Genomic DNA, 16,071 nt, shown 5'->3' on the forward strand with positions numbered 1-16,071 from the left:
AATTTTAATTTATGTGCAAAACACCTATAATTTTAGGTGTTTTTTTACATTTCTATCCATGAATTATTAATGTTATAATAATATAAAGTGAACTTTTAGAGAGATAGGGGGACAATAGCTTGAGTTTAAAAATATTACATACAGGAGATATACATATAGGATTAAAGTTTATGAAGTATCCTAAACATATACGCAACCAGCTAATCGAAGCTAGGATTCAAGTCATAGAGAACATTGTCAAAAAAGCAAATGAAAACCAGTGTCACATACTTGCTGTTGCTGGTGATTTATTTGATAACATGCGGGTTTCTAATAAAGATATAAAAAAGGTAGCAAAAATGTTAAACGAATTTCAAGGAAATTGTGTACTCATTCTTCCAGGAAACCATGATTTTCAAGATGGGAACACACCACTATGGGATACTTTTAAACAAGAGACAGATGATCATGTACTCATACTGCAAGAGAATAATCCATATGATCTAAAGGAATTTAACATAGATGCAGTAATATATCCTGCTTATTGTGATAGTAAGCATTCCGATGGAAATAGGTTAGGGTGGATTAAAGATTGTGAAGTATCTGACGATAAGTGGAAAATAGGTATGGCTCACGGTGCTTTAACGGGTGTTTCGCCAGATATGGATAATAGATATTTTAATATGTCCGAAAAAGAGCTACTAGAAATCGATTTAGATTTATGGTTATTAGGGCACACCCATATTTCATATCCTATTGATGAAAATCCAATAGATTGGAAGATTTTTAACGCAGGGACCCCAGAACCAGATGGATTAGACTGTAAACATAAAGGGAACGTCTGGTTAATTGAGCTGGATGAAAATAAAAATACACAGGCTAAAAGACTACAAAGTGGTCAATATCTTTTTCAAGATTTACAATACAGTATAAGCGATGAAGAAAGTTTAGAAGCGATAAAAAAAGAACTTTTGGAAGATAAACCCGAAAATAAATTGGTTAGACTGACACTCAATGGTCGTGTTGATAAGGAAGTTTTTTATAAAAAGCGAACAATAGTAGATCAACTTGCCAATGCGTTACTTTATTTCGACTTAGATGATAGTGATGTAAAAATAAACATTTCAAGAGAAATGATTCAAGAAGAGTTTTCTCCAAACTCCTTTCCAAATAAATTATTAACTAGCTTAGAAAAAGATGAAGAAGCTTTAAACTTAGCTTATGAACTGATTAAGGAGGTGCAAGGGGAATGATGATAAAAAGCTTTGAATCAGAACGGTTTGCCGGTCTAAAAGATAAAAAGGTTTCCTTTGATGAAGGAATAAATATTGTTTTTGGGCCAAATGAAGCGGGTAAAAGTACTTTAGTTGAAGCAATATATGCAACCCTTGTAAAACAAGTTAAGTTAAAAAGTAATAATAAACAAGATAAAACTTTTAAGAAACGATTTATGCCCTATCCCCATGGAGACTTTATTAATGGAAAAATATATATAGATATAGAAGATAAAAGATATGGAATAGAGAAATATTGGGGTTCAAAAACATCCCTTCAATTAGAACTACCAGATGGACAAATAATATGTGATGATGCGAAGGCACTAGCATCTATAAGTGAGATTACTCGTTTTGCAGAAGGAACATTTGATAATATTTTGTTTGCGAAACAACAGCATATCAAAGAGGCGATTAAAACAATTTTAGAAGATAGTGATACAACAGAAACATTAAGTTCTATTTTGAGAAAAGTTGTTATGGAGCTAGATGGTGTGCCAATTGAAAAACTAAAGAAGAAAATAGAAGATACATGTCAAGAATATCTTAAAAGATGGGATATAGAAAATCAAAGCCCTGAAAATAATAGAGGCATACACAATCCATATAAAACAGATGTCGGAGAAATATTAAAAGCCTACTATGAAAAAGAGGAGATTAGACAAGATATAAAAAAAGTAGAAAGCTTAGAAGAAGAACGTAGTGACATTGCTAAAAAGCTGACAGCTGAAGAGCTAGAAATAGAGAAACTAGAAAAAAGAATTGAAGACATGAGTAAAATTGAGGGCGAAGTACTAAAACGAGGTATGATAGAGCCTAAAAAGCAAGTTTTAGAAAATAAATTACAAACCTTAAAAGAAATAAGTACCGAATGGCCTAAAGAAGAGATCAGAATAGAACAGTATAATAGTGACATAGAACAAATTCAAAATGAGATAACTACTTTAGAAGAAGAACAGAAAATTGCAAAAGCCTTTGAACAAAAACTTGCATTAGAGATGCTAATTAAAAAAATAGAAGAAAAACAGGAAAGAAAAAATGAACTACAGCAAAAACTTGATGAACTTCCTTTAGTTAAGCAAGAAGATATTACAGAACTAGAGGAAAACAAAGCAGAATTAGACCGTATAAAAACAACAATGGAAGCAGGAAAAATAATAGGAAGCGTAATAAATGTAAAGGATCAGGACCATGATCTATGGGTAACAACCGATTTAGGCGAACGGGAAAGGCTAATAAAAAATTCAACTTTCAAAGCCAATGGCTATGTTAGAGTAGAATTAGGTGAATTACTTGAGCTTGAGCTAAAAACAGGAGAGCAAGATTTTACAACCTTAAGAGAAAAATACGTTGATTTACAAAAACTAAACAACAATAAATTATCTAAATTACAAGTAGACAGCTTATTAGATGCTAAATTAAATTTTAAAAGTATATCTAATTTACAGCAAGAAATGAAATTGTTAGACTCACAAATTAAAGAATTGCTCGGTGATGAAACAATTGAAGGCTTGAAGGAACAAAGACAGTCATATGAATCACTAAAAGCCCCTCGTGAAATGAATGTAATAGAGGAAGAGAAAAAGAACTTACATGATAAAGAAATTGATTTAAAAATTAAAAAACAATCAACAGATGCAAAGCTAAAAAAATGGATTAGTGATTATGAAGAAACAGATAAGCTACTGGATGAAATGATTGATGTAAAAGTTGCGCTTAAAAGTATTGTAAATCAGTTAGACAAGCTTGCGAAGCTACCAGAAGAATTTGAATCAGCTGAAGCTTTTAATAAAGTATTAACAGAACTAAGGCAAGCATTAAAAGAAAAGAGTATGTTATGCAATGATTTAAAAGAATCCCTAATTGAAATAGGTAAAGATATGCCTGAATATTCTTCTGAAGAGCTAATTTCAATATTCAAGGAGAAAGAGAGTAGGTTTAAAAAAGCATTAAAGAAAGGGAAAAGTTTGCTGAAAATAAGAGAAGCTTTTTATAAAAATCTTGAAGAAGTCGATAGTGAATCATTTGTGCCATTAACAAAGCTTTTTAGTGAATATTTGTCTGAGCTAACTTTAGGGCAATATAAAAGTGGTAAAATAGATGATCAGTTTAATATTGAAATAATAAATAAAAACGATAGTGACATGCCTATACATTTATTATCAATGGGTACCCACGATAGTGTAGCCCTAGCTTTAAGATTATCTGTAGTAGCCTTTTTATATAGAGATCAGTCAGGGGTTTTAGTCTTAGATGATTGTTTAATTGATATGGATGAAGAACGAAGAAACGCAGCGGTTCAACTTATAAAACGATTTTCTACTAAACACCAGGTTATATTTACAACCTGTAGCAAAGAAACAGCGGAGTTATTAGATGGACACATTATAAATATGTAACAATATATTTAAGCAGGTTCTATAGAACCTGCTTAATATATTATTTAACTAATCATTTCTTTTACTTGCTGCACATCCTTATCCCCACGGCCTGAAAGGTTAACAATAATAATCTTATCTTTGGTTAATTCTTTAGCTACTTTAATGGCATGAGCAATTGCATGAGAACTTTCTATAGCTGGAATAATTCCCTCGCATTTAGAAAGGGTAAAGAAGGCATCTAAAGCTTCTTTATCCGTTATGGAAACATATTCTCCTCTACCGGATTGATGATAATAACTGTGTTCAGGGCCAACACCCGGGTAATCTAAACCAGCAGCAATAGAATGCACAGGAAGCGGTTCTCCATCTTCATCTTGTAGTGTATAACACTTAAATCCATGTAAAACACCAACACTACCTAATGAAATAGAAGCTGCATGCTCAGTAGTGTCTAATCCTTTTCCAGCTGGTTCAACACCAATTATTTTCACCTCTTGGTCATCTACAAAAGGGTGAAATAAACCAATTGCATTACTACCACCGCCAACAGCTGCAATTAAATAGTCAGGAAGTCGATTTTCAACTTCAAGAATTTGTCTGCGGGCTTCTGAACCTATAACACTTTGAAACTCACGGACCATTATAGGATAAGGATGAGGGCCAACAGCAGACCCTAGTAGATAAAAGGTATCGTCAGCATTTTCTACGAAGTCAATCAGTGCTGCATCTACAGCATCTTTTAAAGTTTTGGTTCCGAAAGTAACAGGTACAACCTTAGCACCTAAAAGTTCCATACGAAAAACGTTTAACTCCTGTCTTTTAGTATCAACTTCACCCATGTAAATTGTACAGTCCATACCGAAAAGTGCACAAACAGTAGCAGTAGCAACACCATGTTGACCAGCGCCTGTCTCTGCAATAATACGTTTTTTACCCATTCTTTTTGCAAGTAAAACCTGACCAACGGTATTATTTATTTTATGAGCACCAGTATGATTTAAATCTTCTCGCTTTAAGTAGATTTTTGCACCACCAACTTTTTCTGTTAATCGCTCAGCAAAATACAAAGGATTTTCTCTACCAATAAACTGTTTTTGATAATACGCAAGCTCTTCTAAAAAATCAGGATCTTCAATGTACTTGAAAAAGTTACTCTCTACCTCCTTTAACACAGTCTCTAAAGCCTCAGGAACATAACAACCACCGAACTCACCAAAATACCCATTTTTATTTTTCATAATAAACGCCTCCTTGATTTATATAAATTTTAAATATAACAAAAATAAAAAAACGCCCTTTACGTATGCAAATACATACATAAAGGACGGTTATAGACCGCGGTGCCACCTTGTTTTGGTAATAAAATACCCACTCAATCCGATACGGGATAAAAATCCGATATCCTATCTCTATAACGGGAGAACCCGTGTTGCCTACTAAATATTTCGGCTTCAACTCATAAGTCCATTCAATACATTCTTTAATATCAGGATTCCACCATCCCCGACTCTCTATAATTACATCCTGTATCTACTCATCTTAATCATCGTTTTAATAATTATAATGTTTTTAACATTGTAAGACTAAACTTTTAATATGTCAACACATTTTTTTGAAAAAAATTTAAAACTAGGGTTTTAACACTCTAATTATCAGAATAATTTTAATATTAAATATTTTAATAAAACACTAGACAAATTAGAAAAAATATAAGACAATATAACAGTAATGATTTAGCGTACTAAAGTAACAGAGCAAAATTAAAATTGAAGGGGGATTCTCTATGTTTACAAATCCAGTAGTACTATCTATACTAATTTTAACAGTACTATGTCTTTTAAAAGTAAATGTTATCATTTCATTAATTATAGCTGCACTTGCAGGTGGATTAATTGCAGATATGCCAGTTAGCGAAATTATGGAAACCTTAATTGATGGAATGGGTGGAAATGCAGAAACAGCCCTAAGTTATATTTTATTAGGTGCTTTTGCTGTTGCCTTTACCCAAACTGGAGCTGCAGATTTATTAACAAAAAAATTAGCTAATGGTTTGAGTGGAAAAGGAAAAGTTTTAGTTTTTATTATTGCAGCAATTAGTTGTTTATCTCAGAACTTAATTCTTGTGCATATCGCTTTTATCCCTATACTTATTCCGCCACTATTAGGTGTGATGAACAAATTAAATATTGATAGAAGAGCAGTAGCAACAGCCTTAACTTTTGGGTTAAAAGCACCTTATGTTGCAATACCATTAGGATACGGATTGATATTTCACAATATCATTAGAGACCAAATGGGCCTAAACGGAATGACAGTTACCAATAGAATGATCTGGCAGGTTATGTGGATTCCTGGTTTAGCAATGCTTGTAGGTTTGTTTATATCGATTTTATTTACTTATAGAAAAGGACGCACATATGAGTCCCAGGAACTTGTTACTGAGGAAGTTGCAGCGACAACAGAGTCAGGAAATTCTGATAGATTAAATAAAGCACACGTTTTTGCTTTGATAGGTGCGGTGGCAGCATTGGTTATACAAATTCAACTTAAATCTTTACCCTTAGCTGCTTTAGCCGGTATATTAATTATGATTTTATCCGGTGCGATGAAATTTAAAGATTTAGATAAGTTTATTAATGGTGGAATTGGCATGATGGGCTTCATTGCCTTTGTTATGCTTGTTGCTTCAGGTTTTGGGTCGGTAATGACGGCTACTGGTGGAGTAGAAACATTAGTAGAATCAACGACTAATATAATAACATCTAAATTTATGGGTGCAACTGTAATGATTCTATTAGGTTTATTAATTACTATGGGTATAGGTTCATCCTTTAGTACGGTTTCTATAATAGCTGCAATATATATACCATTAGCAACAGCTATGGACTTTAGTGTCCCGGCAACGATCCTACTAATAGGAACAGCCGCAGCCTTAGGAGATGCAGGGTCACCTGTATCAGACAGTACGTTAGGGCCGACAGCTGGATTAAATGCTGATGGGCAACATGATCACATTTGGGATACCTGTGTACCAACGTTTTTACACTTTAATATTCCACTTATCATATTTGGAATCATAGGAGCACTATTATTATAAAATTAATAAAAAGTATTAAAATAACCAATCTTATTAATAAGATTGGTTATTTTACGGGTTATTCAAAATAAAACTTTAATAAAATAGTTAAATTAGCTACACTAAAGATAACTTTCATTGACAGTAATTTTAAAAACATATAAAATCTATTGTGTTAAAAAACATTTTTTGCGGAAAGAGGATTAGTATGAGTCAAAATCTATTAGAGGAAGAAGTAAAGAAGAGAAGAACCTTTGCGATTATTTCCCATCCCGATGCAGGTAAAACGACTTTAACTGAAAAGTTTTTACTATACGGAGGGGCTATTCGATTAGCTGGTTCAGTAAAATCAAGAAAAACACAAAAACATGCTGTTTCTGATTGGATGGAAATAGAAAAGCAAAGAGGTATTTCTGTTACATCTAGTGTAATGCAATTTAATTATGCAAATCACTGTGTAAACATACTAGACACACCAGGACATCAAGACTTTAGTGAGGATACCTATAGAACATTAGTTGCAGCAGATAGTGCTGTCATGGTTATAGACTGTGCTAAAGGGGTAGAGGCACAAACAAAGAAATTATTCCATGTTTGTAAAATGAGAGGAATACCTATTTTTACATTTATTAATAAGCTAGATAGAGCAGGTAAAGATCCCTTTGAATTAATGGAAGAAATAGAACAAGTATTAGGTATTCGTTCCTATCCAATGAATTGGCCTATAGGAACTGATGGAAATTTTAAAGGCGTATATAATCGTGTGAAGGGACAAATAGAGCTTTTTGATGGGGGAAATCACGGACAGTCAGAAGCAACAACTGTTACTGGAGACATTGCTGACCCTAAATTCAAAGAATTACTTGGGGAGGACCTACACAGCCAATTACTAGAAGAGATAGAACTATTAGATATAGCTGGAGATGACTATGATTTAGATAAAATTTTAACTGGGGAATTAACACCAGTATTTTTTGGAAGTGCAATGACTAATTTTGGGGTAGAACCATTCCTACAGTCCTTTTTAGATATAACATCACCGCCCCAAGCTCGTCAAAGTAACATCGGACCAGTAGATCCAGGAAGTGACAACTTTACGGGGTTTATTTTCAAAATACAAGCGAATATGAATCCAGCTCATAGAGATCGTATCGCTTTTATTCGAATTTGTTCAGGTAAGTTTGAAAAAGGCATGGCTGTAAATCATGTGCGAAATAAAAAGAAAATAAAGCTCTCCCAACCACAGCAGTTTCTTGCACAAGATCGTGCTGTAGTTGAAAATGCCTATCCCGGAGATATTATAGGAGTCCATGACCCAGGTATATTTCGAATAGGGGATACATTATGTGAAGATAACGCTAAGATTAACTACGAAGGTATTCCTGTTTTTGCACCAGAACATTTTGCTAAAGTTTATGCAAAAGATTCTATGAAACGAAAACAATTTTTAAAGGGTATTGATCAACTTTCAGAAGAAGGCGCGATACAAGTATTTAAAAGACCTGAAGTGGGAGTAGAAGAGTTAATTATTGGTGTTGTTGGGGTGCTTCAATTCGAAGTGCTTGAATATCGTCTTTTGAATGAATATAATGTGAAAATTCATATGGAACATATGCCATATAAATACATTAGATGGGTTGAAATGAGTGAAAAGTTTGAACCAGATAAGTTTAGCATTACAATGGACACCTTAATTGCTGAAGACAGAAATAATAATCCTGTTTTATTATTCCAAAATGAGTGGTCTATTCAAAAAGTAGAAGAAAGAAATAAAAATGCAGTATTAAAAGATATCGATACAAGAAACAGTAATTAAAAAAGAACCTCTTAGTTAGCTAAGAGGTTCTTTCGGTTTTTGGTCAATAAGAGCAGCGAATGAAAGTAAATCTTCTTTACTTCTTGTAATCGTAATTTGCTTGCCGTTATTTAACTTGATAATTCCAGAAAATTGTTTTAGCTTTAATTCCTTCACTTCAAAATCTGTAATTTTATCTTTTTTAAAAAAAGAAAAACCAATAGCAATATATCGATCACCAACTATAGCACTATTTCCTGATACATAACTATGAACGAATAGTAAAATTACCGGTCCTCTTGCTAAAGTTGGTTCAAAGGAAACAATAGAATAGGTCAGCATAGCTACAGCAAAAAATAAAATACCGTTAAAAATACCTGTAAGATTTCCACCGACTTCAACACCATTATCATTTTTTGTTAGCTTTATTCTATAATATTGATTTAAAATTAGTAAAATGGAATAAAAAATACCGATTCCCACCATGCCAATCCAAATAATGTGGGTATAACCCTCGCCTTTGTTAACAAGTTGAAAAATAGACAATGTAAATAATATTGCCCAGGCAACTAGTGTATTTTTTAATAGATTAAATTTCATAATTCAGGCCCCTTTTCTTACGTAGAAATATATTAATATAAGTTATCATATTTTATTAATACATCCATTTCTAAAGTTTTATATTTCTCAGGATTATGATGATACCTAACTAAGGATAACATTTTTTCATCTTCTATAAATTCATTTAATATTTCAAATCCAATTTCCGGATGATGTGCTTTAAAGTAAAGTGCTTGTCTTAAAAAAGAAGGAAGGATTTTGCTGTTTATATTAAACTTCATACTAAGAACAACTAGGGCTTTATTTACCAAGGTTAGATTACTTTTCACCTTACCGATATCGTGTAATAAAGCTGCACGGGTTAAAGTATTGTTATTAAGTTCTTTAAAGCATCCATATGCAACATTTACAGAATGTTTTTGTTCGCTACTTCTTAGACGATAAAATAATTCTTTTTCTTTGCTATTTAAAAATTTATCAATAAATATATGATCATTTTCTGTCATTTTTGCAGTAAGTCCTAAAAGGAATTGACGTATTCGGTAAAACATCTGATAACCTCCCATAACATTATAGCATATCAAAATTAGTTTAGACATATATATGTAGAAAAATATGATTGTGCTTTCACTGATATCTTGTGAAAAAAGTATATATTATATAAGGGGGAGATCATTTGTTAACATGGATTGCTTTAATTTTTGTTATTGTAGGGGCGATCAACTGGGGGCTAATAGGGTTATTTAATGTAAATATTGTTGATAAAATATTTGGTGTTCAAACGGTAGTGACAAGGTTTATATATACATTTGTAGGGATATCTGGTGTATATTTATTATTGCTACTGATTACGAGGTAATAAAATAAGTCAATAAAATTATATATTGTATAATTAGACGATTCTTGAAGTAACGAAAGTTGCTTCTTTTTTTTTGAACCAAAATAATAGTAAATTCATATAATGACATAGAGCATTTAATTTGAAAGGAGAAATGAATCATGTACTATAATAATTATGGAATGCCATACCCGATGAATCCAATGATGGGGCCTATGCAAAATCCAATGATGAATCAAATGCCAGAACCGCCGACATGTCCTGGTGGGTTTATTTATACAGTACAACCAGGGGATACAATGTTTCGAATTGCAAATAGATATGCAATTAGCTTACAAGCACTAATACAAGCAAATCCCCAAGTAGCAAATCCGAATGTTCTTGTAGTAGGTCAAAGGATTTGTGTTCCTACAGCAGCACCACCAGTACCACCTCCACCACCAGGAGAGTTTTGTCCTGACGGCACAGTTTACATTGTGCAACCTGGAGATACAATGTTTTTAATTGCTAGAAGATATGAAGTCACAGTTGAACAACTTATAAGAGCAAATCCTCAAATACCTGATCCAAATATACTTGAAATTGGGCAAAGAATTTGCATACCACGAGTTCCAACACCACCAGTACCACCGGTTCCACCTCCAGTTGATTGTCCTGATGGAACCTTATATACCGTAAGAGCAGGAGATACCATGTTCTTAATTGCTAGAAGATTTGGCGTAAGTTTACAAAGATTAATTCAAGCGAACCCACAGGTGACTGATCCTAATGTGCTTGAGATTGGCCAACAAATTTGTATACCAGCACCGGACGTTCCATTACCTACTGGGATTGTAAGGGTATTACTAAAGCCTGAGCCTAGTATAACTGCTTTAGGTGGGGTAGCTTTTGTTAATGTTGATGATCCGACATTATGGATTACCACCTTTGGATTACCAGCACTGTCAGAGCTAGGAAAAGATTATTGTGGATACTATGCATGGGTAGTTGACAGAGATACTAAAATGTATTTCGGTGTTGAATTAAAAGATTGTGCACCTGGAATACTTGCAGGTTATGGAAAAACTACCGGGGATTGGCGTGGATACGACGAGGTTATAGTAACCGCAGAGAAGGTTGCAAAGCCAAAGGCACCAGAAGGGAAAGTAGTTTTACGAGGTAGAATAACAGGTTAACAAAAGATAATCCTTTAGCCATGGCTAAAGGATTATCTTTTGGTTTGTCAAAATGTGAATGTGAAATAGGAATAAAACTATAGTATAATATAAGTAAGTACAATATTCTTCTGCTTCAAGAAAGTAAAAAAAGGGGGAGCAATATGGAAGAAAAAAATGTAATGGTATGTGTAACACAACAAAAGACCTGTGAAAAATTGATAAAAGTCGGATCAGAAATGTGTAATACTCCTGACGATAAATTATATGTTGTACATGTTGCACCGAATGGGTGGAAAATTCTTGGGAACTCTAAAGAAGGAGAAGCACTGGACTATTTATTTGAAATATCTAAAAATGTAGGCGCAGATATGACAGTTATTAGGTCCTCTGAGGTTGTAAAGAGTATAATAGATTTTTGTAAAAAGAATGATATCAACGCAATTGTTTTAGGAGAATCAAGGGAAGAACAAAGCAAAAATAATATTAGTATAGAGTTATCTAAAAAACTGAACAATAGATTAGATCTAAAAATTATTTCAACATAATATTGGAAGTTGAATCTTAGAGAATGGATTGATTATTTTGGATACAAAAGAAAGATATAATATATACTCAAAGCATTTAAAACAAAAGTATGGAGAAAAAGTTTATAAACTACCGATTAACCTTCCAGTCACTTGTCCAAATAGAGATGGGAAAAAAGGAACAGGAGGGTGCACCTTTTGCGCAGAAGTAGGTGCTGGGTTTGAGAATTTATCCGATACTTTATCAGTTAAAGAACAGATTGAAAAAAATATGAATTATATCTCCCGTAGATATAAAGCGAATAAATTTATTGCATACTTTCAGAACTATACAAACACATATATGCCACTAGATCAATTCAAAAAATATATAAAAGAGGCTGTTGTCGACAATGTAGTAGAAATTGCTATATCAACAAGACCAGATTGTATTGATGAAATGTATTTAGCCTATCTCAAAGAAATAAAAGAAGCTTATGATATTGAAATTACAATTGAATTAGGGCTTCAAACAGTAAATTATCATTCATTAAAAAAAGTAAATAGAGGTCATACACTAGCAGAATTTATTGATGCTGTATTGAAAATAAAGAAGTATGGTTTTGAAATGTGTGTACATTTGATTCTAAACTTACCATGGGATAACATGGATGATGTTATTGAAAATGCAAAGATATTGTCTGTACTTGAAGTAGAACAAGTAAAACTTCATGCACTATATATTATGAATGATACAAAATTAGGAGAACAATATAAGCATGGAGATATTGAGATGATTACAGTAGACCAATATGTAGACCGAGTGATTACTTTTTTAGAACACCTTAGTCCTAAAATAGTAGTACAGAGGTTGATTGGTAGAGCACCAGAAGAAAATAGTTTGTTTGTAAATTGGAACATGAGCTGGTGGAAAATTAAAGATTTAATTGATCATAATTTAGAGGCCAGGGACAGTTATCAAGGCAAACAATTTAGAAAATAATTCAACAATAATTTCAAATGAATAAATATACAAAATAATCTATTATGAGACTGATCATTACGCAAATATAAGTATAAATTGAAATAATGAGTAAGATTATTTTTGTATATTTATTCTAAAAAATGAAATACAGCTTGAAAATTGTTTTTATATAAAGATGTATCTAAAAATTTTTAAAGGTAAATATCAGAAAATATAGAATATTTATAAATAATAGATAAAAAGGGGGTAGAAAATTAATGATAAAGCTACTTACCGGTCAAGAGGGAAGTGGAAAAACAAAAAAGTTAATTGGAATGGTAAACAATGCAATAAAAACGACTAAAGGAAACTTAGTTTTTCTAGACTATGATAACAACCAGATGTATAAAATCGATTATAAGGTACGGTTTATGGGGATTAGTGAATACAACATAAATGATGATACATCCCTATATGGGTTCATATGTGGCATAATTGCTTCAAATTATGATGTAGAGAATATCTACATTGATCGATTATTTAATATAACCAATAAAGAAGTACAAGAGTTAGAAACATTTTTTAATAAACTCGCAGAATTAGAATTAAAATATAATGTAAACTTTATTATGACAATAGGTAAGTGTAAGGATGATTTGCCGGAGTTTTTAGAAAAATATATGATAGAATGAGTTTAGTTGTCTAACTCTTGAAGTTTATACTTCAAGAGTTTGTTTTTTAAAAATATTGGTGGATTTTGTATAAAAATTAATTCAATAATTAAGGAAAAAAATGTTATAATAACATAGGAGTTCAATATTAATACAATTGGCTATAATGAGGTGACTAAAATGCATACTACTGAATGGAGAAAGTTTTTAATTCCCTATGAAAATGCCGTAGAAGAGTTAAAAGTAAAGTTTAAAAGTATAAGAACTGAATTGAGAACTATTGGCGAATACTCACCGATCGAGTTTGTAACTGGGCGGGTAAAACGAGTTTCTAGCATAATAGAAAAGGCAAAAAAACTAGAGGTAGAAAATGAAGACATCGCAGAAAAGATTGAAGACATAGCAGGTATTCGAATAATGTGCCAGTTTGTTGAAGACATCTATACTGTTGTGGATTACATAAGAGAACGTGATGGAAGTGACTTAGATATTGTATATGAAAAAGATTACATTACAAATTATAAAGAAAGTGGCTATAGAAGCTATCATATTATTATAAACTACCCAATACAAACTGCACTTGGGCCAAAGGTAATCCTAGCTGAAATACAGATAAGAACCTTAGCCATGAATTTTTGGGCAACCATAGAACATTCACTTAAATATAAATATAAGCAAAATATTCCTATACATATAGAAGGCCGTATCAAAAAAGCAGCTGATGCTGCATTTAAGTTAGATCAAGAAATGTCAGGAATAAGACATGAAATTAGACAAGCACAAAAGATGTTTGAAGTACGTTCCAAAACCATATCAAATATCCTAAGAAACATTCATGCACTACAGAAAGCTGGACGTACAAAAGAAGTAATAGAATTCCAAGCACAATTTAACAAAGTTTGGGAAAATACAGAAGTAGTCGATTTAAAAAAGCTGGATAAAGAAATAAGCAATTTTATTGATGAAATAGATGGGATTAATTAAGTAAAGTTAAGAAAAGGTGATAAAATATGAGCCTATACGCTATTGGGGATTTACATTTAAGTTTTAGCAGCGAAAAGCCTATGGATATTTTTGGAGAGCAATGGGAACGTCACTATGAAAAAATAGAGCAGAGTTGGAAGTTAACTGTTTCAGAAGATGATACAATTTTGATCCCAGGGGATATTTCTTGGGCAATCTCATTACAAGAGGCTAGTAAAGATTTAGAATGGATACACAAGCTTCCAGGAAAAAAAATTTTTATAAAAGGCAATCATGATTATTGGTGGACTTCCTTAACCAAAATAAATGGGCTATATGATAATATGATGTTTATCCAAAACACATTTGAAACATATGAAGATTATGCTATTTGTGGTACAAGAGGGTGGAATTGTCCCGGGTCTTATCATTTTACCCAAAAAGACAATAAAATTTATAATAGAGAAGCTAACCGTTTAAAACTATCCTTAGAAGCTGCAAAAAAAGCAGGGTATGACAAAATAATATGTATGCTTCACTATCCACCAACCAATGAAAAGTTTGAACCTTCTTTATTTACAGAAGTCATTAAAGAACATGAAGTAGAGCAAGTTATATATGGACATCTACACGGAAAAGATGCTTATAATATTGGATTACAAGGGGAATTTGAAGGTATACATTATAAATTGACATCCTGTGATTACTTAGATTTTAAACCTTTAAAAATATTATAGATTAAAGAAGATAATAAAAATGCTGGTGTGAACACACCAGCATTTAAACTTATTTATTTAAAGTATTACTTGAGCCTAATACATTCGCAATTTTATGCTGAACCATTTCTTTGATAGCAGTTCTAGCAGGAGCTAAATATTTTCTAGGATCAAAGTTTTTTGGATCTGCCTGTAGCTCACGTCTAACTGCAGCAGTCATTGCAAGACGAAGGTCAGTATCAATATTTACTTTACAAACCCCAAACTGTGTTGCCTTTTTAATCATATGCTCAGGCACACCTTGAGCGCCAGGGATATTACCACCATATTGATTACATAAATCCACAAACTCCGGTAAAACAGTAGATGCTCCATGTAGTACTAGGGGAAAGTTTGGCAATAACTTTGCAATTTCCTGTAACCTTTCAAAGTCTAGTGATGGCTCTCCTTTGAATTTGTATGCCCCGTGACTTGTTCCAATAGCAATCGCTAAAGAATCTACACCAGTTTTTTCAACAAATTCAGCTGCTTGCTCAGGATTTGTATAAATAGCATCCTTTTCACTAACATTAACATCATCTTCAATACCTGCAAGTCTACCAAGTTCAGCTTCCACAACAACACCTTTGCTATGAGCATAGTCTACTACTTTTTTAGTAATAGCAATGTTTTCTTCAAAAGGGTGGTGAGAAGCATCAATCATAACAGAAGTAAAACCGTCATCTATACACTGTTTACATATTTCAAAGCTTTCACCATGATCTAAATGGAGTACAATTGGTAAATTTGAATCTTCAACAGCAGCTTCAACAAGCTTTCTTAAATAAATTGGACTTGCATATTTTCTAGCTCCAGCAGAAACCTGAAGGATTAGAGGAGACTGTTCCTCTTTTGCAGCTTCAACAATTCCTTGGATAATTTCCATATTATTTACGTTGAAGGCACCAATAGCATATTTGTTTTTGTATGCTTGTTGGAATAACTCTGTACTAGTAACTAATGGCATTAAAGTACCTCCTTGATTCATTTATATATTATATTTTGGATTTTCAATGCAAATTATATCATTTTTTATAAGTTATTACTATCAATTTTTGTCAAAATACAGTAAAATGTAATTAGTCTTGTGTATTTTTTATTAAAGTTTAGAAATATTTTTTAACAAAGTATGATAAAATATAAAGTAAGAATTG

Annotated in this window: 15 protein-coding genes and 1 other annotated feature; of the genes, 11 read left to right on the forward strand and 4 right to left on the reverse strand. The window is 32.4% G+C overall.

Going from position 1 to position 16,071, the window contains the following annotated elements:
- The first annotated feature begins 119 nt into the window (after positions 1-119).
- Complete coding sequence (locus RH915_RS03365; RefSeq protein WP_310477901.1) at positions 120-1,232, forward strand: metallophosphoesterase family protein; 1,113 nt, start codon at positions 120-122, stop codon at positions 1,230-1,232.
- Positions 1,229-3,652, forward strand: a complete 2,424-nt coding sequence (locus RH915_RS03370) for an ATP-binding protein (protein ID WP_310477902.1) — start codon at positions 1,229-1,231, stop codon at positions 3,650-3,652. Before RH915_RS03365 ends, RH915_RS03370 begins: the two co-directional genes overlap by 4 nt.
- Positions 3,653-3,696: 44 nt before the next feature.
- Here RH915_RS03370 and trpB read toward each other — a convergent pair whose 3' ends face one another.
- Positions 3,697-4,872, reverse strand: a complete 1,176-nt coding sequence (gene trpB, locus RH915_RS03375) for a tryptophan synthase subunit beta (RefSeq protein ID WP_310477903.1) — start codon at positions 4,870-4,872, stop codon at positions 3,697-3,699.
- A gap of 79 nt (positions 4,873-4,951) precedes the next feature.
- Positions 4,952-5,190: a binding site (T-box leader), on the reverse strand.
- Between the two features lie 227 nt (positions 5,191-5,417).
- On the opposite strand from trpB, the gene RH915_RS03380 reads away from it, so the two are divergent.
- Together RH915_RS03380 and RH915_RS03385 are read left to right on the forward strand one after the other, a co-directional pair.
- Positions 5,418-6,731, forward strand: coding sequence for a Na+/H+ antiporter family protein (locus RH915_RS03380; protein WP_310477904.1), 1,314 nt, complete (start codon positions 5,418-5,420; stop codon positions 6,729-6,731).
- Between the two features lie 187 nt (positions 6,732-6,918).
- The gene (locus RH915_RS03385) at positions 6,919-8,526 is read left to right on the forward strand and encodes a peptide chain release factor 3 (RefSeq protein WP_310477905.1); all 1,608 of its coding nucleotides are present in this window, start codon (positions 6,919-6,921) and stop codon (positions 8,524-8,526) included.
- A gap of 15 nt (positions 8,527-8,541) precedes the next feature.
- On the opposite strand, the gene RH915_RS03390 is transcribed toward RH915_RS03385, so the two are convergent.
- Complete coding sequence (locus RH915_RS03390) at positions 8,542-9,105, reverse strand: hypothetical protein (protein ID WP_310477906.1); 564 nt, start codon at positions 9,103-9,105, stop codon at positions 8,542-8,544.
- Positions 9,106-9,137: 32 nt separating this feature from the next.
- Complete coding sequence (locus tag RH915_RS03395) at positions 9,138-9,617, reverse strand: HD domain-containing protein (RefSeq protein WP_310477907.1); 480 nt, start codon at positions 9,615-9,617, stop codon at positions 9,138-9,140.
- A gap of 125 nt (positions 9,618-9,742) precedes the next feature.
- On the opposite strand from RH915_RS03395, the gene RH915_RS03400 reads away from it, so the two are divergent.
- The 7 genes from RH915_RS03400 to RH915_RS03430 all read left to right on the forward strand — a co-directional run bounded on the left by RH915_RS03400 (position 9,743) and on the right by RH915_RS03430 (position 14,899).
- Positions 9,743-9,925, forward strand: a complete 183-nt coding sequence (locus tag RH915_RS03400) for a DUF378 domain-containing protein (protein ID WP_310477908.1) — start codon at positions 9,743-9,745, stop codon at positions 9,923-9,925.
- Between the two features lie 140 nt (positions 9,926-10,065).
- Positions 10,066-11,079, forward strand: a complete 1,014-nt coding sequence (locus RH915_RS03405; RefSeq protein ID WP_310477909.1) for a LysM peptidoglycan-binding domain-containing protein — start codon at positions 10,066-10,068, stop codon at positions 11,077-11,079.
- A gap of 143 nt (positions 11,080-11,222) precedes the next feature.
- Positions 11,223-11,606 (forward strand): universal stress protein UspA, encoded by a 384-nt coding sequence (locus RH915_RS03410; protein ID WP_310477910.1) that lies wholly within the window; start codon positions 11,223-11,225, stop codon positions 11,604-11,606.
- Between the two features lie 37 nt (positions 11,607-11,643).
- The gene (locus RH915_RS03415) at positions 11,644-12,567 is read left to right on the forward strand and encodes a TIGR01212 family radical SAM protein (RefSeq protein WP_331618281.1); all 924 of its coding nucleotides are present in this window, start codon (positions 11,644-11,646) and stop codon (positions 12,565-12,567) included.
- Between the two features lie 239 nt (positions 12,568-12,806).
- On the forward strand, positions 12,807-13,220 hold the full coding sequence (locus RH915_RS03420; protein WP_310477911.1) for a hypothetical protein: 414 nt from the start codon (positions 12,807-12,809) through the stop codon (positions 13,218-13,220).
- Positions 13,221-13,379: 159 nt separating this feature from the next.
- Positions 13,380-14,183, forward strand: coding sequence for a GTP pyrophosphokinase (locus tag RH915_RS03425; RefSeq protein WP_310477912.1), 804 nt, complete (start codon positions 13,380-13,382; stop codon positions 14,181-14,183).
- A gap of 26 nt (positions 14,184-14,209) precedes the next feature.
- Positions 14,210-14,899 carry a metallophosphoesterase gene (locus RH915_RS03430; protein WP_310477913.1) on the forward strand — a complete coding sequence of 230 codons (690 nt, stop codon included), beginning with the start codon at positions 14,210-14,212 and terminating at the stop codon, positions 14,897-14,899.
- A gap of 49 nt (positions 14,900-14,948) precedes the next feature.
- On the opposite strand, the gene fba is transcribed toward RH915_RS03430, so the two are convergent.
- On the reverse strand, positions 14,949-15,884 hold the full coding sequence (fba, locus tag RH915_RS03435; protein ID WP_310477914.1) for a class II fructose-1,6-bisphosphate aldolase: 936 nt from the start codon (positions 15,882-15,884) through the stop codon (positions 14,949-14,951).
- Positions 15,885-16,071 lie beyond the last annotated feature (187 nt).

The sequence above is a fragment of the Serpentinicella sp. ANB-PHB4 genome (assembly GCF_031432315.1).
In the GTDB taxonomy this organism is placed as follows: domain Bacteria; phylum Bacillota; class Clostridia; order Peptostreptococcales; family Natronincolaceae; genus Serpentinicella.